25 protein-coding genes, 1 other RNA gene and 1 riboswitch are annotated in these 25492 nt (G+C 57.5%); of the genes, 15 read left to right on the forward strand and 11 right to left on the reverse strand.

Translation table 11 applies throughout. The features are described 5' to 3' along the window. Positions 1–93 precede the first annotated feature (93 nt). Complete coding sequence (locus tag QOL67_RS10100) at positions 94–531, reverse strand: Lrp/AsnC family transcriptional regulator (protein ID WP_283425839.1); 438 nt, start codon at positions 529–531, stop codon at positions 94–96. A 107-nt stretch (positions 532–638) separates the two neighbouring features. Between QOL67_RS10100 and QOL67_RS10105 the strand changes: the two genes are divergently transcribed. The 3 genes from QOL67_RS10105 (at position 639) to QOL67_RS10115 (ending at position 5190) form a co-directional block, all read left to right on the forward strand. After that, on the forward strand, positions 639–1769 hold the full coding sequence (locus QOL67_RS10105) for a type III PLP-dependent enzyme (protein WP_283425840.1): 1131 nt from the start codon (positions 639–641) through the stop codon (positions 1767–1769). A gap of 78 nt (positions 1770–1847) precedes the next feature. Beyond that, complete coding sequence (locus QOL67_RS10110) at positions 1848–4145, forward strand: xanthine dehydrogenase family protein molybdopterin-binding subunit (protein ID WP_283425841.1); 2298 nt, start codon at positions 1848–1850, stop codon at positions 4143–4145. Continuing rightward, positions 4132–5190 (forward strand): T6SS phospholipase effector Tle1-like catalytic domain-containing protein, encoded by a 1059-nt coding sequence (locus QOL67_RS10115; protein WP_430458949.1) that lies wholly within the window; start codon positions 4132–4134, stop codon positions 5188–5190. Before QOL67_RS10110 ends, QOL67_RS10115 begins: the two co-directional genes overlap by 14 nt. 6 nt (positions 5191–5196) lie before the next feature. Here the strand turns inward: QOL67_RS10115 and QOL67_RS10120 are convergent, their stop codons facing one another. The 7 genes from QOL67_RS10120 to QOL67_RS10150 all read right to left on the reverse strand — a co-directional run bounded on the left by QOL67_RS10120 (position 5197) and on the right by QOL67_RS10150 (position 12340). Continuing rightward, positions 5197–5868 carry a nitroreductase gene (locus QOL67_RS10120; protein ID WP_283425842.1) on the reverse strand — a complete coding sequence of 224 codons (672 nt, stop codon included), beginning with the start codon at positions 5866–5868 and terminating at the stop codon, positions 5197–5199. An 18-nt stretch (positions 5869–5886) separates the two neighbouring features. Beyond that, positions 5887–6993: a TFIIB-type zinc finger domain-containing protein gene (locus QOL67_RS10125; RefSeq protein ID WP_283425843.1), complete on the reverse strand. Its 1107-nt coding sequence runs from the start codon at positions 6991–6993 to the stop codon at positions 5887–5889. A gap of 72 nt (positions 6994–7065) precedes the next feature. Then, a complete protein-coding gene (locus QOL67_RS10130) occupies positions 7066–8196 on the reverse strand; it encodes an SPFH domain-containing protein (RefSeq protein ID WP_283425844.1) in 1131 nt (376 codons plus the stop codon). A 36-nt stretch (positions 8197–8232) separates the two neighbouring features. Next, the gene (locus QOL67_RS10135) at positions 8233–9129 is read right to left on the reverse strand and encodes a DUF2927 domain-containing protein (RefSeq protein ID WP_283425845.1); all 897 of its coding nucleotides are present in this window, start codon (positions 9127–9129) and stop codon (positions 8233–8235) included. Positions 9130–9149: 20 nt separating this feature from the next. Next, positions 9150–10346, reverse strand: a complete 1197-nt coding sequence (locus QOL67_RS10140; RefSeq protein WP_283425846.1) for a toxic anion resistance protein — start codon at positions 10344–10346, stop codon at positions 9150–9152. 35 nt (positions 10347–10381) lie between these two features. Further along, positions 10382–11263, reverse strand: a complete 882-nt coding sequence (locus tag QOL67_RS10145; RefSeq protein WP_283425847.1) for a 5-bromo-4-chloroindolyl phosphate hydrolysis family protein — start codon at positions 11261–11263, stop codon at positions 10382–10384. 198 nt (positions 11264–11461) lie between these two features. After that, on the reverse strand, positions 11462–12340 hold the full coding sequence (locus tag QOL67_RS10150; protein WP_283425848.1) for a pseudouridine synthase: 879 nt from the start codon (positions 12338–12340) through the stop codon (positions 11462–11464). A 62-nt stretch (positions 12341–12402) separates the two neighbouring features. On the opposite strand from QOL67_RS10150, the gene QOL67_RS10155 reads away from it, so the two are divergent. Next, positions 12403–12852 (forward strand): nucleoside deaminase, encoded by a 450-nt coding sequence (locus tag QOL67_RS10155; RefSeq protein WP_283425849.1) that lies wholly within the window; start codon positions 12403–12405, stop codon positions 12850–12852. A 4-nt stretch (positions 12853–12856) separates the two neighbouring features. Here QOL67_RS10155 and QOL67_RS10160 read toward each other — a convergent pair whose 3' ends face one another. Then, entirely contained in the window at positions 12857–13549 is a 693-nt protein-coding gene (locus tag QOL67_RS10160; protein WP_283425850.1) for a metal-dependent hydrolase, read from the reverse strand. 190 nt (positions 13550–13739) lie between these two features. Between QOL67_RS10160 and gatC the strand changes: the two genes are divergently transcribed. The 9 genes from gatC (at position 13740) to QOL67_RS10205 (ending at position 20969) form a co-directional block, all read left to right on the forward strand. Then, on the forward strand, positions 13740–14027 hold the full coding sequence (gene gatC / locus QOL67_RS10165; RefSeq protein ID WP_283425851.1) for an Asp-tRNA(Asn)/Glu-tRNA(Gln) amidotransferase subunit GatC: 288 nt from the start codon (positions 13740–13742) through the stop codon (positions 14025–14027). A 63-nt stretch (positions 14028–14090) separates the two neighbouring features. Then, the gene (gene gatA / locus QOL67_RS10170) at positions 14091–15578 is read left to right on the forward strand and encodes an Asp-tRNA(Asn)/Glu-tRNA(Gln) amidotransferase subunit GatA (protein WP_283425852.1); all 1488 of its coding nucleotides are present in this window, start codon (positions 14091–14093) and stop codon (positions 15576–15578) included. 35 nt (positions 15579–15613) lie between these two features. After that, positions 15614–16435, forward strand: a complete 822-nt coding sequence (locus tag QOL67_RS10175) for a hypothetical protein (RefSeq protein ID WP_283425853.1) — start codon at positions 15614–15616, stop codon at positions 16433–16435. 3 nt (positions 16436–16438) lie between these two features. Beyond that, on the forward strand, positions 16439–17104 hold the full coding sequence (locus QOL67_RS10180; protein WP_283425854.1) for an N-acetylmuramoyl-L-alanine amidase: 666 nt from the start codon (positions 16439–16441) through the stop codon (positions 17102–17104). A gap of 33 nt (positions 17105–17137) precedes the next feature. Next, positions 17138–17515: RNase P RNA component class A (gene rnpB / locus QOL67_RS10185), an RNA gene on the forward strand. Positions 17516–17587: 72 nt separating this feature from the next. Then, positions 17588–18262 carry a lysoplasmalogenase gene (locus tag QOL67_RS10190; protein WP_283425855.1) on the forward strand — a complete coding sequence of 225 codons (675 nt, stop codon included), beginning with the start codon at positions 17588–17590 and terminating at the stop codon, positions 18260–18262. Positions 18263–18310: 48 nt separating this feature from the next. Further along, positions 18311–19405, forward strand: a complete 1095-nt coding sequence (gene ftsY / locus QOL67_RS10195; protein WP_283425856.1) for a signal recognition particle-docking protein FtsY — start codon at positions 18311–18313, stop codon at positions 19403–19405. Between the two features lie 28 nt (positions 19406–19433). After that, on the forward strand, positions 19434–20339 hold the full coding sequence (locus QOL67_RS10200) for a DMT family transporter (RefSeq protein WP_283425857.1): 906 nt from the start codon (positions 19434–19436) through the stop codon (positions 20337–20339). Between the two features lie 9 nt (positions 20340–20348). Further along, entirely contained in the window at positions 20349–20969 is a 621-nt protein-coding gene (locus QOL67_RS10205; RefSeq protein WP_283425858.1) for an inner membrane-spanning protein YciB, read from the forward strand. 75 nt (positions 20970–21044) lie between these two features. On the opposite strand, the gene QOL67_RS10210 is transcribed toward QOL67_RS10205, so the two are convergent. Both QOL67_RS10210 and QOL67_RS10215 read right to left on the reverse strand, forming a co-directional pair. Next, positions 21045–21728, reverse strand: a complete 684-nt coding sequence (locus tag QOL67_RS10210; protein WP_283425859.1) for a glutathione S-transferase N-terminal domain-containing protein — start codon at positions 21726–21728, stop codon at positions 21045–21047. Positions 21729–21766: 38 nt separating this feature from the next. Then, positions 21767–22678, reverse strand: a complete 912-nt coding sequence (locus QOL67_RS10215) for an alpha/beta fold hydrolase (protein WP_283425860.1) — start codon at positions 22676–22678, stop codon at positions 21767–21769. A 119-nt stretch (positions 22679–22797) separates the two neighbouring features. Beyond that, positions 22798–22875, forward strand: a riboswitch (SAM riboswitch). Between the two features lie 65 nt (positions 22876–22940). Here QOL67_RS10215 and metZ point away from each other — a divergent pair. Together metZ and folE2 are read left to right on the forward strand one after the other, a co-directional pair. Next, entirely contained in the window at positions 22941–24128 is a 1188-nt protein-coding gene (metZ, locus tag QOL67_RS10220) for an O-succinylhomoserine sulfhydrylase (RefSeq protein WP_283425861.1), read from the forward strand. Positions 24129–24309: 181 nt separating this feature from the next. Next, on the forward strand, positions 24310–25410 hold the full coding sequence (gene folE2 / locus QOL67_RS10225) for a GTP cyclohydrolase FolE2 (RefSeq protein WP_283425862.1): 1101 nt from the start codon (positions 24310–24312) through the stop codon (positions 25408–25410). Positions 25411–25492: the final 82 nt, after the last annotated feature.

A 25492-nucleotide genomic window follows, 5' to 3' on the forward strand; every position in this document is an offset into this window, starting at 1 on the left:
ATGAGATGTACATCCTGCGTGCCAGAACGGCACGCAAATCATCCCCCCAATTCCCGACAATGAAATAGGTTTTAGCGGCTCTTATGAGTGCAGTCAGCCGCGTGGACGGTCCAGCTTGGTGGATAGGTGAATCAGGCTTTCGGAGCTTTTCACACCTTTGGCCTCACCGATGTTGTCAAGCGTGTCGTCCAGCTCCGAGGTGCTGTCGGCGGCCAGTTGCACAATCAGGTCAAATCGCCCGGAGCAGGTGTTTACGCTCTCCACGGCAGGCAGCGACTTGAGGCGGTCCAGCACTATGGGACCGCTGCGCAATTCGATGGACAAGAGTGCCGTGGCGCGCAGTCTTGGGCGGGCAGCATCGCCGAGACGCAGAGTGTAGCCGGCGATTGCGCCGGAGGTCTCCAAGCGGTCAATGCGGGCTTGTACAGTGGTGCGTGCCAAGCCCAATTTGCGCGCCAAAGTGGCCACAGGCGCGCGGGCGTTTTCGCTGAGCAGGGCCAAGAGTTGTGTGTCGGTTTCGTCAAGTTGCATGGTTTTGCCGCCTATTTGCCGAGTTTCTCATGCATTTCTACCAGAGTGCCACGTGGAATCGACCGGGAACTCCCTCAAACTGAGAAAAAACAGGATTGAGGTAGGAAATGCGCAACGATCCGGCCCTGTGGCCGTCCCCTTCTTGGCATCTGACGAAGTTTTCGCCAGACGCGCCGGTTTTGTATTTTGCCCCTGAGGTGCTGCAAGCCACGGCGCGGCGGTTTATTGATGGCTTTGCTGGGCTGGTGACCTATGCGGTGAAAGCCAATGACGATGAGGCGGTGTTGACCAATTTGGTGAGCGCTGGGCTTACCGCGTTTGATGTGGCTTCACCGTTGGAAATGGTGCGGGTGCGGCGGGTGGCGCCGGATGCGGTGCTGCATTACCACAATCCGGTACGGTCTGTGGCGGAGATCACCGAGGCGGTGGGACATGGGATCGCCAGCTGGTCTGTTGACTGTCCGCGCGAGTTGCAGAAGCTGGCAGATGTGCCGCGTGCGGGGACGGAAATCGCCGTGCGGCTGCGGTTGCCTGTCGCTGGTGCGGCCTATGACTTTGGCGAGAAATTTGGTGCGGACCCCGATCAGGCGGTGGCCCTGTTGCAGCAGGCGCGGGAGATGGGGTTTGAGACCTCGTTGACGTTCCATCCCGGCACACAATGTGCCGATCCGCAGGCTTGGGCGGTTTACATTGTTGAGGCAGCGGATGTGGCGCGGCGGGCTGGTGTGACGCTGAAACGGCTGAATGTCGGTGGAGGCTTTGCCGCGCATCGTAGTGGGGCTGCGCCTGACTTGGAGGCGATTTTTGATCGCATCGCGGCAGAAACTGTGCGGGTTTTTGGTGATGAGGCGCCTGCGCTGGTCTGTGAACCGGGCCGTGCGATGGTGGCCGAAGCGTTCACTTTGGCGGTGCGGGTGAAAACCGTGCGGGACACGGCGGTATTTCTGAATGACGGAATTTATGGCGCACTGACCGAACTGCGTGACATTGGCGTGCCGGATCGGATTTCCGTGCTGCGGCCTGATGGGACCGTTGTGGATGGGGAGATGGCGCGTAAGGTGGTTTACGGACCGACCTGTGATAGTCTCGATCGATTGCCGGATCCGGTGGCCTTGCCTGCGCAAATTGCTGAGGCCGATTTTGTGATGATCAAGGCCATGGGCGCCTATTCATCGTCCCTGTCCACCGGGTTCAACGGCTATGGACTACAAGAAATGGTAACTGTCGCCACGTTGTAAGCCGCAACAGGCTCTGGACACCCTCGGAATGCGCGATAGAGTTGCTCTTCGGAGCGACGCGCAGGAGAGCCAGTAGCCATGGATAAGTTTGGAAAAAGCCAACCGGTCAAACGGGTTGAAGACACGCGGTTTTTGACCGGCAAAGGCCAATACGTGGACGATATTGCGCCAAAAAATGCGCTGCATGCCTTTTTTTTGCGCTCCCCGGTTGCGCATGGCGTTGTGACCGAGCTGGATGTTTCGGACGCGCGTGAGGCGGATGGCGTGGCCTGCGTTCTGACCCAGGCGGATTTGCTGTCGGCGGGGCTTGAGGCCAACTTGCCAGGCACGCAGGTGGACAATCGCGACGGCAGCAAAGGGGCCAAACCGGAACGTCCGCTGCTGGCGGCCGAACGGGTGCGCTACGTCGGTGAGCCGATTGCTGTGATTGTGGCGGAGAGCATGGATCAGGCGCGGGATGCGGCCGAGATGATCCTGTTCGACTATGACGATCTGGACGCACATTTGGCCTTGGCACGGGGCGGCGAGCAGCTGCACGGCGAAGCGCCTGAGAACCTTGCGTTTGATTGGGGCTTAGGGGACGAGGCGGCGACGGAGGCGGCCTTTAAAGCGGCGGCGCATGTGGTGAGCCTTGAGGTTGGCGACAACCGGGTGATTGTAAACGCGATGGAGCCACGCGGCGCTTATGCGGAATGGGATGGCAGCCGGTTGCATGTCGCTAGCAATGGTCAGGGCGTTTGGGGCACCAAAGGGCAAGTGGCACGTGTTCTGAAGATGAGCGAAGACGATGTGCGCGTGACCAACCCGGACACTGGCGGTGGCTTTGGCATGAAGGCGATGATCTATCAGGAGCCGCTGATTGTGGCTTATGCCGCCAAGATGCTCGGCAAGCCGGTGCGGTGGATTGCGGATCGCACCGAGTCGATGTTGTCAGACAATGCGGGACGCGATCTGGTGTCGCTGGCTGAGCTGGCGTTTGACGAGAACTTCAAGGCGACGGCCTATCGAGTGAAGTCTGTGGCCAACATGGGCGCGTATAACTCGCAGTTTGCCCAGGCGATCCAGACGCAGCTGTTCAGCCGTGTGTTGATGGGCGTGTATGATGTGCAGACCACGTGGTTGCAGGTGGATGGCATCTACACAAACACCACGCCGGTGGATGCCTATCGTGGTGCAGGGCGGCCGGAGGCGATTTATGTGCTGGAGCGCCTGATGGATCGTGCGGCGCGGGAGTTGGGCGTCAGTGGCTATGAGCTGCGGCGGCGGAACTTTATTCCGACCGAGGTATTTCCCTATAAGTCGGCGACGGATGAGACCTACGACGTTGGCGACTTTGATCGGGTGTTGAGCCGGGTGGAAGAGTTTGGCGATGTGGCAGGGTTTTCAGCGCGCAAGGTTGCGAGCGCCAAGGCAGGCAAGCTGCGCGGGGCGGGGCTGTGCTACTACATCGAGAGTATTCTTGGCGATCCCAGTGAAAGTACGCGGGTGGAGTTCAATGACGATGGCACCGTGTCGATTTATGTGGGAACGCAGTCCAACGGGCAGGGGCACGAGACAGTCTATGCGCAGTTCTTGAGTGACCAGACCGGCATTCCAACCGAAATGATTGAGGTGGTGCAGGGCGACAGTGATCGCATCAAACAAGGCGGTGGCACCGGTGGGTCGCGCTCTGTGACGGTGCAGAACACCGCCACTTTGGCGACTGTGGAAACGATGATTAAAGCCTTTATCCCTTATCTTGCAGAGAAGATGGGCGTGGATGCCGCGGATGTGAGCTTTGATGATGAGCAATTCCGGTCGGAAGGCTCTAACTTACATCCTACCTTCCTGGAAGCCGCGGAAATGGCGCGCGCGGATGGGCGGACGGATTTGATGGTGCATGAGGAGCGCACCACGTTGCCAGCGCGCAGCTTTCCAAACGGGGCGCATCTGGCGGAGGTTGAAGTGGACCCAGAGACGGGACAGGTCACATTGGAGAAATACACCGTGGTGGATGATTTTGGCAATCTGATCAACCCGATGCTCGCTGAAGGGCAGGTGCATGGTGGCGTGGCGCAGGGCATTGGGCAGGCGCTGATGGAACATGTGGTGTTTGATGACGATGGCCAGCTGTTGACCGCGACCTTCATGGATTACGCGATGCCACGAGCCAGTGATATGCCGATGATTGGATTCACGACTGAAGCCGTGCCGTCCACGGCGAATATCATGGGCATGAAAGGCTGTGGCGAAGCCGGCACCGTTGGGGCCATGGCAGCTGCGTCCAATGCCGTACAAGACGCACTTTGGGAGGCTGGTGTGCGTCAGGCGGACATGCCGTTCACGCCCCATCGCGTGTGGCAAATGTTGAAAGAGGCAAAACATACGGCTGCATAGACGCATATCAGAGTGGCTGACTGGGAAGTTCACCAGCAGCCATACTCCGGCGGTTCCGCGCCGGGGCGCGGTCACCCACGTGATTATTCTGGATGGCACGATGTCCTCGCTCGCGCCGGGGCAAGAGACCAATGCCGGACAGACCTATCTGTTGCTGCGCGAGATTGGTGCGGAGGTGTCGGTTTACTATGAGGCGGGTGTGCAATGGCGGTCTTGGCGGCAGACCCTAGACGTGCTGATGGGGCGCGGGATAAATCGGCAGATCCGGCGGGCCTATGGTTATTTGGCGAGCCGGTATCGGCCTGGCGACAAAATTATCTTGATGGGCTATTCGCGTGGGGCTTTTGCGGTGCGATCACTCGCTGGGGTGATCGACCGTGTCGGCTTGCTCAGGTCGGAATGCGCGACGGAGCGTAATATCCGCACTGCTTATCGGCATTATGAACTGACGCCTGACAGTGATGCGGCACAGGCATTTGCAGCAGCGCATTGTTACGACACTACTGAAATAGAGATGGTTGGTGTTTGGGACACAGTGAAGGCGCTGGGCGCGCGAGTTCCGGTGTTGTGGCGCATCACCGAGAGACGCCATGCGTTCCACAACCATCAGCTTGCTCCAGTGGTGCGGCATGGGTTTCATGCTTTGGCGCTGGATGAAACTAGGCAGGTGTTTGAGCCGGAGCTGTGGCGCTGCCCCGATGATTGGGATGGCCGGGTAGAGCAGGTGTGGTTTCGCGGCGCGCACAGTGATGTGGGCGGGCAACTGGTGGGATTTGAAGAGGCGCGGCCGTTGGCCAATGTGTCTCTTGTATGGATGTTGGAACGCTTAGAGATCTGTGGCGTGAACTTGCCGGAAAGGTGGCGGGATCGGTATGTCACCGATCCGGATGCGCCGATGGTTGGCACCTGGCGGGCGCTGGGCAAGTATTTCCTTTTCCGCGCCCCGCGGGTGGTCTGTGCAGATCGATCTGAGAGTATTCATCCAACGGCCTTACCCTATGTGACTGCCGGGGACATCAAGGGGCAGGTGCTGCAACAGTCTTAAGGTGCGTCAGTCGCGCCAATCCACAAATTCGTCCAGCGCTGCGCGGTCGGTGCGGAAAGTGTTGATTGGCGCCTCGTCTTCTGGAAAGCCAAAGGAGATGGCGGCGAGCACATTGCGATCTTCGGGGATGTCAAAGTGCGTGCGGATCGTGTCGGAAAAAAGTGATAAGGCCGCTTGGGGCACGGTGCCGATGCCTTGCGCCTTGGCAGAAAGGCAGAAGGCGGTGATAAAACCGCCGCAGTCGAGCACGCCGTAGGGGCCAAGCTCTTTGGGGCAGGTGATCACCGCGACATGTGGTGCGCCAAAGAGTGTGTAATTTTCGCGCATTTGGCGGGCGCGGCCTTCGCGGTCTCCACGCCCGATGCCTACAGCTTCATAGAGCTGAAAGCCGCAAGTGCGACGGCGTTCAAGATGAGCGCCGGTGTAGGTGGCCGGAAAAGGGTAGTCGGGCGCGGGGGCGCCTTTGTCAAAGGCTGAGGCCATGGCTTCGCGAAAGGTCTCCGTCTGAGTACCCGAAGTGACAATGACCTTCCAGGGCTGTGCGTTGCACCAAGACGGGGCTCGACCGGCGTCATGGAGAATGTGTGAAATCACATCGTGTGGCACGGCATCGGATTTGAAAGCCCGACAGGAGTGACGAGTATGCAGAAGTTCTTGCAGCGCAGCGTGATGAGACATCGCGGATTTCCCCAATTCTTATTGGTTTTGGGCGATGATATAGCCAATCACGCCCGCTGCAATAGCGGCGAGCAGCACGGCGAAAGCGATTTTCCACTTGGAGTAAGGACGCTCGCCCTGTACGCGGCCGGTTTGTCCATTCACAACAAAGCGATAAGACTTGCCGCGATATTTATAAGCGGCCATCCAGACCGGCAGCAGGATGTGTTTGAACGTCACGTCGCTGACTGCTGTTGAGATGTTGTGGATGCGCTGGCGGTCGCCGCCGATGTCAAAGGCCACGTCGCGGCGGATCACACGGTCCATGTGATCGCGGGCCTCGTCATAGCCTTCTTCGAGCTTGATGGAATACCCCTCAGCCTGAAAGCCAGCGAGGAATTCAGGCGTATAAGGCTCAAGCGCGGAGAGATCCCAAGGCTGAAGGTTATCGGTGTATTTTTTTGGCAGGGCTTTGGAACCGAGCACCAGAATATCGTCAAACCAACGCTTTACGCGGCCTGACGCCGGAGACCAGCGAATTTTTTGCACCTGTCGCTGTTCCCGCTTGCCGTCCACCACGACGGTTTCAGTCACGTAATAGATGGTGCCACGCTCGCCGAGGTAGGAGGATTTTGTATCGGCGTCATAGGTCCAATATGGGACATAGATGCCGTCCATCTTGCGGCCCTTCTTGGCGTACTCCTGCAAGCCATTGGGCGCAAACCAGAGTTTGCCCAGCCAGTCATTCATAGATTGGTGGGCAACCTTTTCGGCAATTTGGAACGGCAAAACGGCACGCGGTTTGATCAGGCGATGTGTGCCTGTGTCGACCACCACCGGCGTGGCGCAGAATGGACATTCGGTGGCGTGAGTGTCGCCTTCAAACACCACATGCGCGGCGCAATTGGGACAAGAGGTGGTGCGGGCCTCGACCATTTCGGCGGCCGGGAGCTGTTCCGCAAGCGCGGATTTGAAATCCAATTCTGCTATGGCGGCAGTGCGGTCGCCCTGCTCAGTGGCCTCTTCATGGCCACAGTGATCACAGATCAGTTTGCCTTCGTTAGGGGCAAAACGATAGTCGGCGCCGCATTGAGCGCAGGGGAAACGGGTGGTCTCTTTGGGCGCAGGCGGTGGAGTGGCTGACATGAGAGGCTGCTTGCTTTGAAATGGCTTGGGAAAAACAGGTGAAGCCCCGGCCTGAAAGCCGGAGCAAGAGAGTTAAGCGCCCGGAGGAGGTGGCGGCAGGATGGTGAAGAGCTGGGCCAGTTCGGCCACATCTTCAGCGTGTTTCCAGCCGTCCTGACCGGCGGTCCAGACATGGGTTTCGCGGGTGATTTCCCCAGCGGTGGCCATGCGGCCGAGCGCAGCCTTGGAGAATGGGCCTTTGGTTTGGCCGTTTTCAGCGATGTGCCAGACGTGCTCGACAGGTGGGGGCGGAGGTGGTGCGGCGGCGGCTTGTGGGGCAGGTGCCGCCTGTGGCGCCTGGGCAGCGCCCCATGGGCCGGTTTGCGACATCTGTTGGGCCATCGCCATGCCCATACCCATGCCCATACCGGCGCCCATGCCGGAGTTTGGCGTTTGCGCGGCGGCGGTCATGGCTTCGGCGGCAGAGAACTGCGTATATTTGCCCAAATCGCCGACAATGCCCATGGAGGTGCGCTTGTCCATGGCGGCCTCGACCGCGGGGGGCAGCGAGATGTTTTCGATATAGAGTTCAGGGATCGCGAGGCCGTATTCTGCGATGGTGCCGGAAATTTCGGCGGCGACCAGCTTGCCCAGATCGGCGGTGTTGGCCGCCATGTCGAGCACTGGAATGCCAGAGCCTGCGACCACGCGAGAGAATTCCTGCACGATGATATTGCGGATCTGGAAGGAGATCTCATCCATGGTGAACTCGCCGTCGGTCCCAACGATCTCCGTAAGGAAGCGTGCAGGGTCCACAACGCGGATTGCGTAGGTGCCATAGGCGCGCAGACGCACGGGGCCAAACTCGGGGTCCCGCACCATAATTGGGTTTTTGGTACCCCATTTCAGATCGGCAAAGCGCGTGGTGTTGACGTAGTAGATTTCGGATTTGAACGGGCTTTTGAAACCGTGATCCCAGTGCTGCAACGTGGTCATCACCGGCATGTTGTTGGTTTCCAACATGTAGAGACCGGGAGTGAAGACGTCGGCCAATTGGCCTTCGTGCACAAACACGGCTGCTTGGCCCTCGCGCACGGTCAGCTTGGCACCGTATTTGATCTCATGTCCTTCGCGTTCAAACCGGAACACCAGCGTGTCGCGGGTGTCGTCAACCCAATGGATGACGTCGATAAATTCGCCGGTGAGAAAATCAAAAATACCCATGAAGTGGTCCTTTCAAAAGGCTGGTCTCGAGGCTGCTCAGAAGTTCTGAGCGGTCTGCTCGCGGGCCAGAATGTAAACAATGGGGCGGGCTTCGCCCACGCTCATACCGGTGCTGAGCCGGTCGTCGTAGAGCATGGAGAGCAGTTTTTCGTCATGCGTAGTAAGGAGTGCAAACTCCTCGTCGTCGTTGAAGATCGAGGGGCGGGCTTCGGGGCTATCATTGGCCAAACCGAGGCCCTGAGCGATCTCTTCGTGAAAGCAGGATTTGCGCAGCAGATCAGGGTGTTCCGCACGTACAAGGGCAACGGCGGACGTGTAAACGTTGGGATTGCTGTCTGAGGCCAGCGCCACCACGAAGCAATAGATATTGCGTGGTGGGTTGGCGAACAGCGCACGGGTTTTGGGGGAGGCGTTTGGTAACAAGCTGTCGAGGCGGCTGTTGACAGTGTTGCGGTCGTCCGCGCCCATAACCAACACATGGAAGTTTGGCTTGCTGCCGCTTTGGCGAACGGCGTGACCGGTGGTATTTGCAAGACGCGGCACATAAGCGGCCACGGTTGCGCGGTCTACGGCCCTTTGTTCCTCAGGAACGGAAGGGCCAAACTCAACGTTTATCTTTATGGGCCCATTCCAGCGGCGTAGCTGACCCGCTTGACCTGATGACCTCTCCAACCCTCCGCCACTGCTATATTCATCGTAAAAGGCGATGCGTTCGAAGTTTCGGGCGAGAATGTCCGGTGTGAAGGGCGTGTCGGGGCCACCGCCGTCAGTGCGCAGCAATCCACGCGTCAAAAGGTCAGCCTGAACTTTACTGTAGTAAGAGCGTAGAGCAGCGCTGGCTTCAGATGGGGGGGCAGGCGTTGGTTTTAGAGCCGGCGGCTTGGTGATGCCGCCGGTGTCTCCACAGGCTGCCAAGGTGATCAGCAGTGCCAAACCTATGCCTGCAAACTGCCTCACGTTGTGGGCACTGCGGTGGCGGTGGTGTCGCCGAGGCCGTCCTTGCGCGCTTTGGCGGAGGCCAATGTGTCGCGCAGGTCAGCCTCCATTTTCTTCATGTCATCCTCAGCCGCGGCACGTTTGGCTTTGCCTTCGTCGGCAATTTGCAGTGACTCGTTGATAGTGGCGATCAGCTCGGCGTTGGCGGTTTTCACAGCCTCGATGTCGAACACACCGCGTTCCATTTCGGTTCGTACCACACGGTTGGTTTCCCGCAGGTTTTTAGCGTTGGCGGTCAGCAGCTCGTTGGTCAGATCATTGGCGTCACGTACTGCGGCGGCGGCCTCTGCGGAGCGTTGGATGGTGACGGCCTGCGCCAGTTGGGTTTCCCAGAGCGGTACAGTGTTGACTAAGGTCGAGTTGATCTTGGTAACCAGAGACTTGTCGTTTTCCTGCACCAAACGTATGGACGGCAGCGACTGCATGGTAACCTGGCGGGTGAGTTTCAGGTCGTGCACACGGCGTTCCAAATCGTCGCGCGCAGCGCGTAGGTCGCGCAACTCTTGCGCCTTCATGACCTGAGCGTCTTCATCCGCTGCAGAAACCTCAGCTTCTTTAGCGGGGATGTCGTTGGCATCTAGATCGGCAATCTTGGCTTCACCAGCGGCGATGTAGAGCGCGAGTTCGTCGTAGAAAGCCAGAGTCTTTTCGTAGAGCACATCCAGAGACTTGATGTCTTTCAGAAGTTTGTGCTCATGGCCTAGGAGATCGTCGGTGACACGGTCGATCTGATCCTGCACGTCTTCAAAGCGGGCAGTGAACTTGGCAAATGGCGCGGCCTTGCCAAACAGTTTCTCCCAGAAGCTGCGCTCCCGGCGGACATCCAGTTCGGAGACCGAAAACCCACGGATCGTGGTGACGATGTCACGCAGGCTGTCGCCCGCTGGGCCGACGTCCTTGTTGCGCACATCCTGCAACATGGCTTGGGAAATAGTCTGTAGTTCTGCCTGAGCACCGGAGCCAAAGGACACAATCGAGTTGGTGTTGGCCATGTCCAACTCGGCCATGCGTTTGGTGATCTCTGCAGACACTGGTGCGTCTGCTTCGGTCAGAGGTACAATGGCGTTGGCTTCAACCGGTTCGGGAAGCGCAACGGTGGCTTCGGTGATTTCCGCCAATGCCGCTTCGGCTTTTTGTTTTACAATCTCAGACATTTAAATCCACCCTTCCCGGTAGGTCACATGTGTTATCAGCTGTCGCGGCGCAGGCCTTCGCGCTCCAGGCGCTCGCGTAGCACGTCAATTTCGATGGTCAGGTCGCCGCGGTCCTCAAGCAGGAGCTTCTGCGTGCGCGCGGCAAAGTTTTCTTCCAAGTCATCCAACAGAGTGAGGTAATCAGCGCGGGCTTGGCTGTCTTGGGTGCGGCTGTAGATGTCGGCAAACTTCACGGTCGCGTCTTTGGCACCTAGCAAATAGACGCTGAGGTAGCGACGCGCTGCGGTCAGGTCGCGCGGATCCTCTTCGACTGTGCGAAACAAGTCGCGGGCGGTGGTTTGGAACGATTGAACACGACGCTCCACATCGCGGTCACCAGCGCGTGTTACGGCATCACTCATGGCGCGCAGATGTTCTTCGGCTTCTTCTACGGCACGGGCAACGCGGTCGGTTTGGTGGCGGTTGGTGCCTTCCATGCCTTTGTCCGACATCGGGTCGAGACCAAAGGCAAAGCTGTGCAACAGCCCGCCAACAGCGGCAAAGATGCCGGCTCCTATTAGGCCATGGCTCGCAAGACCTGCAATTGCCAGACCGAGGCCCGTTAGAACAGATCCGAGCAGTTTGCGCGGTAGGGCGGGGCGACGGGCCACTTTGCGCGCGTCAAAGGCCTCTTGGGCAAACATGCCCTCGCGGGTCATCCAAGCGGCTAGAAGCAGGGTACCAAGGGCCGCCAAATACTGTGCCATCACAATCGGCTCAGAGGTGAAGGCTTTCCAGATCAGAGGCAGCGGGGCGATGAAAAGCAGATTGATGCGGCCCCCAGCGCGACTGCGTTTTGCATTGCGAAAGCCGTCGTCGGATGCGGAGGAAGATTGCCCACCGCCTGGGCTATATTTGCCACCAAATTTCTGAGCCATCACACACCTCCCGTGAAAGAGACGTAGAAGATCAACAGAACCAATAGGCCGAAGGCCAGCTTCTGCAAACCAGTTGATGACATAATGGCTCCACCCTGCGCTAAGTTATGGAGAAATCTAAGAACTCTACCGCAAGATGGCTAGGGGGAAGTTTTGGTAAAGCGGTGCATCGCCGAGGCAGGAAACCTGCGCAATTGCTTAGTTGCGGCGGCGGACCGGTTTGCGACGTTTTTCTTCGGGCACTGCGCCTTCGAGGCCCAATTGATCTCGTACAACACGACGGCGCACTTCTTCAACTTCACCGGATTTCAGCTGGCCAAGCTGAAATGGGCCATAAGACACACGGATCAGACGGTTCACTGTCAGGTTGATGGCCTCCATGGCGCGGCGAATTTCGCGGTTTTTGCCTTCGCGCAAGCCGATGGTCACCCAAGCGTTGGCGCCTTGTTGGCGATCCAAAGTGATCTCCATCGGTTGAAACCGCTCTCCCTCCGCCACGATGCCTTTGCGCAAGGGCGCAAACGTCTCTTCCGTCGGGCGACCGTTGATTCGTACGCGGTATTTGCGCAGCCAACCTGTGCTCGGCAATTCCAGCTTACGTTTCAAGTCACCGTCGTTGGTGAGCAGCAGGAGGCCTTCGGAATTGAGATCGAGCCGTCCAACAGTCATCACGCGCGGCAGATTTTCAGGCAAGTGATCAAAGATTGTCTCGCGACCTTTTTCGTCACGGTTTGTTGACACAAGGCCTGTTGGCTTATGGTAGAGCCAGATGCGTTCCGGATCAGGCTCGCCAATGGGTTTACCGTCCACGGTGATGCGGTCTTTTGCCGTTACGTTAAGGGCCGGGCTGTCGAGTTTATTCCCGTTCACCGATACGCGCCCTGCTTCGATCATACGCTCTGCATCACGGCGTGAAGCTACCCCTGCGCGTGCCAGCACTTTGGCGATGCGATCGCCTTCGCGTTTGGGCGCGTCGGATGCCGGTTTTGCAGTTGTGCTACGCGGCTTGGGCGGGCGCGATTTGGACGCGTTTGGTTTCGCAGATGGGCGACGGGAGGAGGGAGGCTTTTGTGACATGTCCCCGTGTACCTGCGAAACGGGGATTGCGAAAGGGGGCTTGGCAGGGCAAATCATACAACATGATGTTCACAACCCACATGGATCTGGCGCTTGAGGAAGCGCGGGCGGCCGCGAGCCGGGGGGAGGTGCCGGTGGGGGCTGTGATTGTAGGGCCGAATGGGGCTGTATTGGCAACGGCGGGCAATCGGACACGAGAGGATTGTGACCCGACGGGGCACGCGGAAATCCTGGCGATGCGAGCGGCTTGTGCCAGAATCGGCAGTGAGCGGCTTGTCGGCTGTGATCTCTACGTGACGCTGGAGCCGTGCCCGATGTGTGCCAGCGCGATCAGTCAGGCGCGGATCGCGCGGGTATACTACGGCGCGTCTGATCCGAAATCCGGCGGGGTGGCGCAGGGGCCTCGGGTGTTTGCACATCCGCAAAGCCATCACGTGCCGGAGGTCTATGACGGCATTGCGTCGGTAGAGTGCAAGGCCTTGTTGAAGGCGTTTTTTGCAGAACGTCGGTGACGCTTTAGAGGTCGATGGAGTGCATTACCTCGGGTTCGACTACGTCGACGTTGGGAAGTGCTTGGATTAAAACATCGGCGGATTGCTCGAGCATCGGAAACGTCTTGTAGTGACAGGGAATCACCGTTTTGAAGTTGAAGAACTTGTTGGCAGCGTAGGCGGCCCGTCGCATGTCCATGGTGAAGTATCCGCCGCAAGACAGCAGGCCGATGTCTGGACTGTGAAGGTCGTTGAAGATTTCCATGTCGGCCATCACATCCGTGTCACCGCTGACATAGATGGTCTTGCCTTCGCCGGAGATCATAAAGCCGGCTTCGACGCCAACGTAGTGGCGTTGGCCGTCTTTATGTGTGGAGGAAGAATGCACGGCATTCACCAAAGTAACCTCAACTCTGCCCAGTCGAATAGTACCGCCTTTTCCAAAGCCAATCCCGGTTAGTCCATGGGATTTCTCCATCCACTCCGCCAATTCATAGACACCAGCCACCGGTGCGCCGGTTGCGGAGGCAATGGCGGGAATGTCTTCGATATGGTCCGAGTGTCCATGCGTCATGAGGATTGCAGTGGTTCCTTGGATAGCGCGCTCACGTTCTTCATCTGGAAAAGAAGGGTTGTTTGAAAGCCAAGGATCGATCAGCAACACTTGGTCTTCGATTTCGATGCGAAATCCAGAGTGTCCGAGCCAGATAATCTTCATAGTCAAACTCCATTTGCAATGAAGCGACCCTAGCGATGTGGCCAAAATTGGTAAATGCAGGAGATGCGCCACCTACTTTCATATGCGGGACGAAAGTTTGTGAGTCTCGATTCCACGTCGCGTGGCTTGCACCATATTCCCGTGCACGATAAAGGCTGAGAGCACGTCCGCAACGAGAGAGTCTTGCCCCATGTCGATTGACGAAAGCACCGCCGCCAAAGTGGCCAAACTGGCCCGTATCAAGGTTGAAGAAGATGCCCTGCCTGCGCTGGCACAGGAATTCAATGCCGTGCTGGGTTTCATTGAGCAACTGAATGAAGTTGACGTGGAGGGTGTGGAGCCGATGGTGTCTGTCACCCCGATGCGTTTGAAGCGTCGCAAGGACGTGGTGACTGATGGTGATCAGCAAGACAAAATTCTGAGTAACGCGCCAGATGCGCGCGAAGGCTTCTTTGCTGTTCCCAAAGTGGTGGAGTGATCCGGCCCCTGTGCCGTTGATCCCCTGACAATAGAATTTGCCCCACATAGAGAGGCGCCCGATATGACTGATCTGACCAAACTCACTCTGGCCGAAGCCCGTGACAAGCTGCGCGCCGGTGACGTGACTTCCGTTGAACTGACTGAGACCTTTCTGAAGGCGATAGATGACGCGGACGCGTTGAACGCCTTTGTGCATAAGACACCTGAGCTTGCGCTGGAACGTGCCAAAGCGGCGGATGTGCGGATTGCTCAAGGCGATGCACCCGATATGTGTGGTCTGCCAATTGGCATCAAAGACCTGTTCTGCACCAAAGGTGTGCCGAGCCAGGCCGCCAGTGCCATTCTGGAAGGCTTTAAGCCGGAGTATGAGAGCACGATCTCGCAGAAGCTGGAAGACTCCGGCGCAGTTATGCTTGGCAAGCTCAACATGGATGAGTTCGCGATGGGGTCGTCCAACGAGACGTCGGTTTACGGCAATGCCATCAACCCCTGGCGTCGTGGCAACGACGATGCGGCGCTGACACCGGGTGGCTCGTCGGGCGGTTCAGCTTCGGCTGTGGCGGCTGATCTGTGCCTCGCGGCAACTGGTACTGATACTGGTGGGTCTATCCGCCAACCTGCCGCGTTTACTGGCATCACCGGCATCAAGCCAACCTATGGGCGCTGTTCCCGCTGGGGCGTGGTGGCGTTTGCGTCCTCGCTGGATCAGGCGGGTCCAATGACCAAAGACGTGCGCGATGCGGCGATCATGCTCGAAGCAATGTGTGGTCACGACGAGAAAGACAGCACCAGCGTTGATCTTGCGGTGCCAAATTTTGAAGCCATGCTGACTGGCGATATTCGTGGCAAGAAAATTGGTATTCCAAAAGAGTACCGTATGGACGGCATGCCAGCGGAAATCGAAAAGCTCTGGGCAGACGGCACAGAGATGCTGAAAGCGGCCGGGGCGGAGATTGTTGATATCTCCCTGCCGCACACCAAATACGCGTTGCCAGCATATTATGTGATTGCGCCTGCGGAGGCCTCTTCGAACCTCGCGCGTTATGACGGTGTGCGTTACGGCCACCGCGCCACTTTGGCGGCGGGTGATGGCATCACTGAGATGTATGAAAAGACCCGCGCCGAAGGCTTTGGCCATGAGGTTCAGCGTCGTGTGATGGTGGGCACCTATGTGTTGTCCGCTGGTTTCTATGACGCGTACTATAACCGCGCACGCCGTGTGCGGACGCTGATCAAGCAGGACTTTGAGAACGTCTTTGCTCAAGGCATCGATGCGATCCTGACGCCGGCAACGCCATCTGCCGCCTTTGGTCTGGGCGAAATGACCGACGCAGATCCGATCCAGATGTATCTGAATGACGTGTTCACCGTGACTGTGAACCTTGCTGGCCTGCCGGGTATTTCGGTGCCCACTGGGGTTGACAGCCAGGGATTGCCGCTAGGTTTGCAGCTGATTGGCAGGCCATGGGAAGAGGGCGATTTGCTAAACACCGCCTACGCGTTGGAACAGGCCGCAGGATTTGTGGCCAAACCAGGCAAATGGTGGTAAAGCTGCTGCAAAACTAAGAGCAGTTAAGGCAAATCATGAAACGTAGCATTGGGGCCATTTGTGCGCTGGTAACGCTTAGCGCGTGCCAGCCGCCCGTACCGGACAGCGCCGCAGGCGTATTTTATGACGAGGTAACGGGGGAGCATCGAAATACCGCGTTACCTCCGGCAAAAGCAGTGTCTCAAGAAACCATTCCGGACGCGCCGCAAGTGGCGACAATTCAGCCTGTGGTCCCCGTCCAAACAACGACTGCCACGCCGCTGACAACCACAACGACAGCAAAGCCGCGCCCCACTGCAGCGGTGAATGCAGTGCCGCCTACCGGCTCCGTACCTGCTATAAACAGTGACGCCGCCAGTATTGCCAGCGAAACCACAGCTGCGCTGGCAGCGGCATCTGCCAATTCTGGCGAGCTACCGCTGGATGCAAGCCCAAGCAACCCTGCGCCGCAGGTGTTTTCCAACCCCGGCATCTCGGATGAGAATGACTTTGCTGCTGTGGATGGACGTCGGACGATTGAAGCGGATGCGGCGCGGCGTCAGCAGAACAAAGCCAATTACACGGTGATTCAACCAACTGCCGTGCCGGTGCGCACAGGGGACGCCGGGCCAAATATCGTGGCCTATGCACTGGACACCAAACACCCACGTGGGACCAAGATGCACAGCCGCCTGAAAATTGGCGGTGCGTCACGCTACGACAAAGCTTGTGCCAAGTTTTCCAGTGACGAAGCCGCGCAACGGGCATTCTTAGAAAAAGGCGGACCGAAGAAAGACCGTCTTGGCGTCGATCCGGATGGTGACGGCTATGCCTGCAAGTGGGATCCAAGCCCGTTCCGCGTGGCGGCTGGCAACTAATCAATGCCCCCAATTTTGGACATGTCGCATCAGCCCTCGCCGAACTTTGGCGAGCGGCGCGATGGCCAGCGGCCTGAGTTGATTGTGATCCACTACACCGCGATGGACTGCGCCCAGGCGGCCATTGATTGGCTGTGCAATCCAGAGGCGGAAGTGTCGGCGCACTACGTGATTGCACCGGATGGGCAGGTGACGCAGCTGGTGGCGGAAGACATGCGGGCGTGGCATGCGGGTGTTGGAAGCTGGCTAGGCCGCGACGATGTTAACTCGCGTAGTATTGGTATTGAGCTGTCAAACAAGGGTGACCATCCGTTTGCTGCAAAGCAGATGGCTGCGCTGGAAACTCTTTTGGAAGGTATCATGCAGCGCTGGGACATTGGCCCGGACGGTGTGATTGGGCACTCTGATATGTCGCCGGGACGCAAGATTGATCCGGGTCCGAAGTTTGACTGGTTGCGTTTGGCACGTCAGGGACTGGCGGTTTGGCCAGATCAAAAAGCGGAGAACGCAGATTGGGCGAGTTGTGCGGCGCAATTTGGTTATGATCTTGAGAACCCGAATTGTTTTGACGCATTTCGGGCGCGGTTCCGACCTTGGGCCAACGGGCCTCGTGACGCTGAGGACAGCCGTATCGCCGCGCGGTTGGTGCAGCTGTCACGCAGTGATTGACCCGGTTGCGCCAAGCGCTTATTGCGGGCTTGCGCAGAGAGCTGGATGGCCGCGGGGGCGTATGCTCGCGAGGAAAGTCCGGACTCCACAAAGCAACGGTGCCGGGTAACGCCCGGCCGGGGAAACCCGAGGGAAAGCGCCACAGAAAACAGACCGCTCTCGCTTGCGGGAGTAAGGGTGAAACGGTGGGGTAAGAGCCCACCGCGCGGCTGGCAACAGCGGCGGCACGGCAAGCCCCACCGGGAGCAATGCCAAATAGGGACCGCGTGTGCGCAAGCACAGGAGCGCTTTGCTCCGAGCAGGTCCGGGTTGGCAGCTTGAGACGTCTGGTAACAGGCGTCCTAGATGAATGGTCATTGAACCGCAGGCGACTGCGGGGAACAAAATCCGGCTTATAGGCTCTCTGCGCGTCACCTTCCCATTTTGCACAAGACAAACAGCGACTTGCCGCCTTAGGGTGTGGGCGAAACGGAAGAGGCCGCCATGAGTATTGTCGAAGAAATTGCCCTGCGTCAGAGCATCCGGCTGGGTTTGCTTGTCGTTGGGATTTTGGCGGCGTTGATTTATGCGGTGGCCTTTTGTCACCGGCCGCCAAGTGTATGGAAAACGGTGGTGAAAACCATCCCGATGCCCGCCTTTGCGGTGGCCGTGGCGGTGAGTTTTGGCTCCTGGGCGGTGGTGGTGGCGCTGTTGCTGTCTGCGCTTGGAGATTTGGCCCTATCGCGGGACGGTGAGAAAGCCTTTTTGGTCGGCTTGATCTCTTTTGCGGCGGCGCACGTGGCGTATGTCGTCTACTTTTGGGACATTGGTGCGGGACCGCTAGCGATGCCTGTGTTGTTGGCGGCACTGGTGGTGTTTGCACTGTCGACTGAGCGCTGGTTGAGCCCATTTACGGGTGATCTACGGTGGCCGGTGAGAGCCTATGTGGTGATCATCTGCGCTATGGGGGCGACAGCTTTGGGGTTGGTGGATCGTCCATTGGCTGTAGCGGGGGCTGTGGCTTTCATGGCGTCTGATACGTTGTTGGCGATCCAACTGTTTCGCATGAAACCGGATGCGGCTCTGCAACGCATGGTGTCCGTTGCGCTATGGGTGCTTTATGCGGGCGGACAGTTTCTGATTGTGGCGGGCGTGGGCTGGGCGACCCCGCTCTTTTAAATCCCGCAAAATCAGACTAACTGGAAGCAAGCAGTTCCGGAGGCCACTATGGCGTTTTTCTCAAAGCTCAAAGACAAGTTGTTCAAATCGTCGTCCAAACTGGACGAGGGGCTTGAGGCGATTGTCGAAGATGGCGGCGAGGAGACCGCTGCGGTTGCGGTTGAGAGCGTTGCAGTTGAGCAGCCCGTGCCTGCAGTGGTTGAAGTGGAAGCTGCACCGGTCGCTGAGGACAAAGCCCCTGTCGAGGCTCCCAAGTCCGGCATCTTTGCGCGCCTGACTGGTCAGAACCAGAGCGGTCCAGTTGTAAAACGTGTGCTGGATGATGACATGCTCGAGCAGCTCGAAGAGTTGCTGATTGCCTCAGATATGGGCGTTGATACCGCGCTGCGCGTGACCGCGAATATCGCAGAGGGCCGTTTGGGCCGCCGGGTTTCGTCACAAGAGATCAAGGAAATTCTGGCCACGGAAGTGGCGCGGATCATGGAAACCGTGGCGCGCCCGATGCCGTTGTATCCATCCAAGCCACAGGTTGTGCTGGTAGTGGGCGTAAATGGCTCCGGCAAGACCACCACCATTGGTAAGCTGGCAAGTCAGTTTCGGTCTGCAGGTAAGTCCGTGGTGATTGCAGCGGGAGATACGTTCCGCGCAGCAGCGGTGGAGCAGCTGCAAGTATGGGGCGAACGCGCTGGTGTGCCGGTTCTGACGGCACCAGAAGGCTCGGATCCGGCAAGCCTGGCGTATGATGCAATGACCAAGGCGGAAGCTGAAGGCGCGGACTTGTTGATGATCGACACAGCAGGGCGTTTGCAAAACCGACAGGATCTGATGGAAGAATTGTCGAAAATTGTGCGCGTGATCCGCAAGAAAAACCCGGATGCGCCGCACAACACTTTGTTGGTGTTGGATGCGACCACTGGGCAGAATGCGATCAGCCAAGTTGAAACTTTCCAGAAGCTGGCTGATGTGTCTGGGTTGGTGATGACCAAGCTCGATGGCACCGCCAAGGGTGGTATTCTCGTGAGCCTTGCGGACAAAATTGGCCTGCCTATTCATGCGATTGGTGTGGGGGAACAGATTGACGATCTGCAACCGTTTGACCCAGAAGAGTTTGCCGCGGCCTTGATCGGCCTGGATCAAAAGTGAGCTTGCACCGCTCCTGTGAGGGCATGACGTGAGCGCCTGGCTGGTCTCCTTAGAGGGCACAGCGTCTGGGCAGCAATTGGCCTTAACGTTGGCCTTACTCGCCGCTTTCTTACATGCGGTGTTTGGTGCGCTACAGAAAGGGCGGCATGATCCCTGGCTGACTCGCGGCGCGATTGATTTCAGCTATGCAGCTATGGCTGCGCCGTTTGCGCTGTTTGTTGTGCCTTGGCCGGAGCCACATATGTGGCTGATTTTTGCGGGCGCGTTTGTGATCCACACTGGGTACAAGCTGCTGCAAAGTTGGGCCTACACCAAAGGCGCGTTCACCGTTGTCTACCCGGTGGTGCGCGGAGTGGGGCCGTTTTTTACGGTCATTGGCGCCTATCTGATTTTTGGCGAAACCTTCAGCGGTCTGCAATGGTTTGGCGTGGCGGTGTTGATGGCCGGCATTCTCGGCCTGGCGATCTACAACATGGTGTTTATGACCGACGGGCGTGAAACCTTGGTGGCGGCGATGGTCATCGCAGTCTTCACCGGCTTTTTTGTGGCGCTCTATACCACGTATGACGCTTATGGCATTCGTGCGACAGCGGACCCGTTTACTTTTCTCGCGTGGTTTTTCCTCGTCGACGGGCTGGTGTTCCCGGTGTTGGCGGCGTTGCGCTACCGCGCCATGGTCAATCCGCCCACACTTGGTCCGTTGATGACGCGTGGGTTTATTGGCGGGTTGGTGGCTTTTGCGAGCTTTGGCTCTGTGATGTTGGCCACTCGATTGGACAACGTGGGGGAGGCGGCCGTGTTGCGGGAAACCTCACCCGTTTTTGCCGCACTGATTGGCTGGCTGGTCCTCAAAGAAACCGTTGGCCCGCGCAGGATCGCCTTGATGGCATTGATTGCGCTGGGAGCTGTGATAGTGGAAGTGGGCAGGCAATAGGAACGCGACATGGCTGAGACAACTTCTGAGAAAAAAATCAATCCGATGCTCAAGATGGGTTTGGAGCTGGGACCCATTGTGGTGTTTTTTGTCGCTTATCTACGGCTACGAGACCAAACCATTGAGATCGGTGGCACCGCCTATGACGGTTTTATTGTCGCGACAGCCGGGTTTATTCCGCTGTTGATCCTGACCACGGGTATTCTGTGGAAGCTGACCGGCAAGCTCTCAAAGATGCAGGTGGCCACTTTGGTGTTGGTGATAATTTTTGGCGGCCTATCGGTGTGGCTCAACGATGAGCGGTTCTTCAAAATGAAACCTACCATGATCTATCTGTTGTTTGGCGGTGCGCTGGGCGTGGGCTTGTTGCGGGGGCAAAGCTATTTGAAGATTGTCATGGAAGAGATGATGCCTCTTAAAGAAGAGGGCTGGTTGTTGCTCACGAAGCGGTTGACGGCCTTTTTCATTGGGCTTGCGGTGCTCAACGAAATTATTTGGCGCACCCAGAGCACGGACACCTGGGTATATTTCAAGACTTTTGGTCTGACCGCAGCGGTTTTCGTTTTCTTCATGACGCAGGGCAAAATTTTTCAGGACTATGCTTTGGAAGAAGAAACCGAAGAAGGCTAGAGGATCTACTCCCGCCGTCGTTCGGGGAGTCTTCTCTGGAGTATTCTTTAAATGAGAAAATGGCGATTTGAGGAATCACACCCCAAACAAGTCATTTTGAACCCATGTGTCGGAACGGTCGGCGCGTAGGTCGGCGTGCAGCGCACGTCCGCGTCTAAGCGCGGGCCGATCCCAAAGAGCTTTGAGCCAACGGGCCATGTGAGGTTTGTCGTCGAGAGTTTGCTCCTGGCCTTGCCAAAGGGACGACCATCCCCATGCAGCCATGTCTGCAATCGAATAGAAATCTCCGGCGAGATATTCGTTTTCAGCTAGGCGGCGATCTAGAACGCCATATAGGCGGGCAGTTTCGTCGCGATAGCGCGCCTTGGCGTAAGTAATGTCTTCGGGTGCGTACTTCAGAAAATGGTGGTTCTGCCCTGCCATGGGACCAAGCCCGCCCATTTGCCACATGAGCCATTCTTCGACGGCGACGCGATCCTGCTCTGTTGTGCCCAGAAACTGGTCGGTTTTGCGGGCGAGGTAGAGCAGGATTGCGCCGCTTTCAAATACGGAAATCGGTTTTCCGTCTGGCCCGTGCGGATCGACAATTGCCGGCATCCGGTTGTTGGGGGCAATCTTCAGGAAGGCTTCGGCAAATTGGTCGCCTTTGCCGATGTTGATTAAGTGAGTGCTGTAAGGCAGCGCCATCTCCTCCAGTGCGATGGAGACTTTCCAGCCGTTTGGTGTCGGCCAGTAGTAGAGATCAATGGGCTGTTGCATGGTTGGTCCTCAAAGTGCGAGCAGCCATGATGCCGGTTTCAAGCTGTGCTGCAAGAGGGTGCGTTGGAGCTCGGGCGCACGGCTGCCAAATAGGTGCGCGGTGTCAGCTGTGCTTGGAGTGTATGTAGTGGTAACGCCGCGGGGTTGCGCAGCAGTTCCGCGTAAAACGCCATGGCACCGGGGCGCAGGTAGGGCGACCAGTGGCAGAGCCAATGTGCAGGCGGGTCAATGACATGCCCAAGGGCTGCAAGCCGTTTCAGGCCCGGTCGGTCGTCCAGCCGAATGGTCAGCGCGTTTGGCGCGTCAAAGCCACGCCCGATTGTGCGGTCATGTGCGCGACTGCGCCCGAGGAGTTGTTCAAAGAGGATGTCGTAAAACGCGTTTTCGCCGCTGACCACGTTGAAGAGTTCGGCACCATGCCCGGCGTCCGTGCGCAGGGCAGCGGCGACGGATGGGCGAAAGACCGCGCCGTTCAAAAGGATGATACGGCCTATGTCACCCACCGTGAGGCGATGCAGAGCTTGAAGCGCAACGTAGGCGCCCATTGAGTGGGCCACCACATTCACTGGTCTGTGCGGGTCTTGCATACGGAGCTGTTGGACCAGCGTCGCCAGCGCATGAGACGCGCGAATCGCAGAGCGCAGGGCTTGTTTCAGGGAACCTCGTGCATTCCAACCAAAGGCAACCCCGACACCGCAGTTGGAGGTTGGGGAAAGGTATCCCAGACGTTTGGGCCAGCTCACGACTTTGGAACTGGAGGCGTCCAGCGGCGCAAAGATATGCGCGTGGGGGCAGCGGCCGAGATCATACGGGCGGAATTTGTACCCATGCAACATGACGGTGATGGGGCCATCTGTGTCTAGTGCACGGTTGAGCACAGGTAAAAGTGGGGCATCAGTACCGTGTAGTACCGGTCTGCGGCCATCTGCGTTGATCCGAATGAGCGCCATTGCTGCTCTCCCCTTCACCTTCAGACAGTGTTGCGCAAAAATGTGCAGATTGGGTAAAGCAGGCGTAACCGAGTAGCGAATGGGCCCGCGTGGCTTGACGTTTTGGGCGTTGCGGCGTAATTCGCATCTGTGGCGATTTGTTACCGGATTGCGGGCCACGTTAAAGATACCGCTAAAGAGGTCAGGACGAAGGAGCCCCTTCCGCTTGGCCGGAACGGGGCTTTTTATTTGGGTCGATCAAGTGTGACCCGGGAGAGATGACATGAGCGATTGGAACAAGCGCACAAAGCTGGTGCATGGCGGGACACGGCGCAGCCAGTACAACGAGGTGAGCGAGGCGATTTTCCTCACACAGGGCTTTGTGTACGAGAGTGCGGAACAGGCTGAAGCACGCTTTATCGAGACCGGTGAAGATGAGTTTATCTACGCGCGCTACGGCAACCCAACTGTGGCAATGTTCGAAGAACGTATTGCGGCGTTGGAAGGCGCAGAGGATGCCTTCGCCACGGCCAGCGGTATGGCGGCGGTCAGTGGCGCGTTGACCTCGATGCTAAAAGCTGGTGATCATGTTGTTTCCGCCAAGGCGTTGTTTGGTTCTTGTATTTACGTACTGCAGGATGTTCTGGGCCGCTACGGCGTGGAAGTGACCTTTGTGGATGGCACTGATTTAGCGGCCTGGAAAGCAGCGATGCGTCCGGATACCAAGGCGGTGTTCTTTGAAAGCATGTCCAACCCGACGTTGGAGGTGATCAACATCACAGCCGTGGCGCAAATCGCCCACGAAGTTGGCGCGACAGTTCTGGTAGACAATGTATTTTCCACGCCAGTGTTTAGCGAAGCGATTTCGCAAGGTGCCGATGTGGTGATCTACTCGGCGACCAAACACATTGACGGTCAAGGCCGCGCGCTGGGCGGAGTGGTCCTGGGCACCAAAGACTTCATCCGTGGCACACTTGAGCCTTACATGAAGCACACCGGTGGCAGCATGAGCCCGTTTAATGCCTGGGTGATGCTGAAAGGTCTTGAGACTATTGATCTGCGCGTACGAGCGCAGGCTGAGAGCGCGTTGGCGATTGCCGCGGCTTTGGAAGGACACTCAGCATTGGAGCGCACGATTTATCCTGGATTGGATAGTCACGCACAGGCCGCTTTGGTGAAAAAACAGCTTGGTGGTAGAGGCGGCACTGTGCTGTCTCTGGATATTAAGGGCGGTCGCGAGGCGGCGTTCAAGTTTTTGAATGCATTGAAAATTGCCGTGATTTCTAACAACCTTGGAGACGCGAAATCGATCGCAACTCATCCGGCGACCACCACCCACCAACGTCTCCCTGACGACGTGAAAACGGACTTGGGTATTACGTTGGGATTGGTGCGTTTTTCTGTTGGATTGGAAGACACCAACGATCTGATCGCAGATATTCAACAGGCTGTAGAGGCCTCGCAAGCTTAAATCCTCAGTTTGACAACGAGTGTACTGCGAGGCGCCCGGCAAATTGACCGGGCGCCTTTTGCGTCTCTCGAGAAGAGTTTGACCCAAGGTGTCGTTTTTCACGTACAGGTTAACGATATTAGCATTTTGTCGACGGACTGACTAAGTTAGTTTTGCGACAACAGGGAAAAGGCGCTTGGCCATGAACGTTCAAACTTCCAAGACCCAAACACAATTGACACGGAAAGACGCTAAAGAGGCGCTCTCGCGGTTGCGGGCTTGGGCGCAAACGGCGTCTGTCACCGAGATTGCGGAACTTGACCCGGTTGTTGCACGGTTGCTGCCCGATCAGCCCTTGGCAAACTATCCGGAATTGTCACGCCAGTACCCCGAGGATTTTGAGGCGACGCCAGAGTATCGGGCAACCCTGCCAGATTTGCAAAACGGTCCTGAGAGCCTGATCAAAGGCGAGAAGCAGCAGATTCAGCACGTCGGAATCTCGAATTTCCGCCTGCCAATTCGATTCCACACTCGTGACAATGGTGACATCGCGCTGGAAACCAGTGTGACAGGAACAGTGAGCCTAGAGGCCGACAAAAAGGGCATCAACATGTCCAGAATTATGCGGTCGTTTTACAAGCACGCCGAGAAGACGTTTAGTTTCAGTGTGATGGAAGCCGCTTTGGCGGATTATATCACGGATCTGGAAAGCTTTGATGCCCGGCTTCAAATGCGGTTTTCTTACCCGATGAAGATCAAATCTCTGCGCTCTGGGCTCGAAGGATATCAATATTATGACATAGCGTTGGAAAAGGTGCAGCAAGGCGGCGTGACACACAAGATCATGCACTTGGATTATGTTTATTCGTCAACGTGTCCGTGTTCGTTGGAGCTGAGCGAACACGCACGCATGTCTCGTGGTCAATTGGCTACACCACACTCTCAACGGTCCGTGGCACGGATTTCAGCAGAAATAGTCGACCGTCCCCGTGTCTGGTTTGAAGACCTGATTGACCTTGCGCGGGAAGCCGTACCCACTGAGACACAAGTCATGGTTAAGCGCGAAGATGAGCAGGCTTTTGCGGAGTTGAATGCTGCCAATCCAATCTTTGTGGAAGATGCGGCGCGGCTATTTTGTGAGAAGTTGAAGGCGGACCCGCGGATTGGGGATTTCCGCGTTATTGCGAGCCATCAAGAGAGCTTGCACAGCCATGACGCAGTGTCGGTTCTAACCGATGGGCCGTTGTTTGCCTCACAAAGCATTGATCCAAAACTGTTCACAACGCTGTTTCACGTCGGGTAACGTGGTGACGTACCTGTAACCACCACGTTGTTTTCGCACTAGAACAGAGGGTTAGCGGACGTGCGTTGACACAGAGCCCGTC

Source organism: Shimia sagamensis, from assembly GCF_900182745.1.
GTDB lineage: Bacteria > Pseudomonadota > Alphaproteobacteria > Rhodobacterales > Rhodobacteraceae > Shimia > Shimia sagamensis.

Coding starts and splice junctions, on each gene's coding strand:
- metZ (WP_283425861.1), top strand. CDS start 22,941: ATGAGCGATTGGAACAAGCGCACAAAGCTGGTGCATGGCGGGACACGG.
- QOL67_RS10155 (WP_283425849.1), top strand. CDS start 12,403: ATGATGTTCACAACCCACATGGATCTGGCGCTTGAGGAAGCGCGGGCG.
- QOL67_RS10140 (WP_283425846.1), bottom strand. CDS start 10,346: ATGTCTGAGATTGTAAAACAAAAAGCCGAAGCGGCATTGGCGGAAATC.
- QOL67_RS10145 (WP_283425847.1), bottom strand. CDS start 11,263: ATGGCTCAGAAATTTGGTGGCAAATATAGCCCAGGCGGTGGGCAATCT.
- gatA (WP_283425852.1), top strand. CDS start 14,091: ATGACTGATCTGACCAAACTCACTCTGGCCGAAGCCCGTGACAAGCTG.
- folE2 (WP_283425862.1), top strand. CDS start 24,310: ATGAACGTTCAAACTTCCAAGACCCAAACACAATTGACACGGAAAGAC.
- QOL67_RS10190 (WP_283425855.1), top strand. CDS start 17,588: ATGAGTATTGTCGAAGAAATTGCCCTGCGTCAGAGCATCCGGCTGGGT.
- QOL67_RS10120 (WP_283425842.1), bottom strand. CDS start 5,868: ATGTCTCATCACGCTGCGCTGCAAGAACTTCTGCATACTCGTCACTCC.
- QOL67_RS10110 (WP_283425841.1), top strand. CDS start 1,848: ATGGATAAGTTTGGAAAAAGCCAACCGGTCAAACGGGTTGAAGACACG.
- QOL67_RS10215 (WP_283425860.1), bottom strand. CDS start 22,678: ATGGCGCTCATTCGGATCAACGCAGATGGCCGCAGACCGGTACTACAC.
- QOL67_RS10175 (WP_283425853.1), top strand. CDS start 15,614: ATGAAACGTAGCATTGGGGCCATTTGTGCGCTGGTAACGCTTAGCGCG.
- QOL67_RS10100 (WP_283425839.1), bottom strand. CDS start 531: ATGCAACTTGACGAAACCGACACACAACTCTTGGCCCTGCTCAGCGAA.
- QOL67_RS10205 (WP_283425858.1), top strand. CDS start 20,349: ATGGCTGAGACAACTTCTGAGAAAAAAATCAATCCGATGCTCAAGATG.
- QOL67_RS10180 (WP_283425854.1), top strand. CDS start 16,439: ATGCCCCCAATTTTGGACATGTCGCATCAGCCCTCGCCGAACTTTGGC.
- QOL67_RS10210 (WP_283425859.1), bottom strand. CDS start 21,728: ATGCAACAGCCCATTGATCTCTACTACTGGCCGACACCAAACGGCTGG.
- QOL67_RS10130 (WP_283425844.1), bottom strand. CDS start 8,196: ATGGGTATTTTTGATTTTCTCACCGGCGAATTTATCGACGTCATCCAT.
- ftsY (WP_283425856.1), top strand. CDS start 18,311: ATGGCGTTTTTCTCAAAGCTCAAAGACAAGTTGTTCAAATCGTCGTCC.
- QOL67_RS10160 (WP_283425850.1), bottom strand. CDS start 13,549: ATGAAGATTATCTGGCTCGGACACTCTGGATTTCGCATCGAAATCGAA.
- QOL67_RS10125 (WP_283425843.1), bottom strand. CDS start 6,993: ATGTCAGCCACTCCACCGCCTGCGCCCAAAGAGACCACCCGTTTCCCC.
- QOL67_RS10150 (WP_283425848.1), bottom strand. CDS start 12,340: ATGTCACAAAAGCCTCCCTCCTCCCGTCGCCCATCTGCGAAACCAAAC.
- QOL67_RS10105 (WP_283425840.1), top strand. CDS start 639: ATGCGCAACGATCCGGCCCTGTGGCCGTCCCCTTCTTGGCATCTGACG.
- gatC (WP_283425851.1), top strand. CDS start 13,740: ATGTCGATTGACGAAAGCACCGCCGCCAAAGTGGCCAAACTGGCCCGT.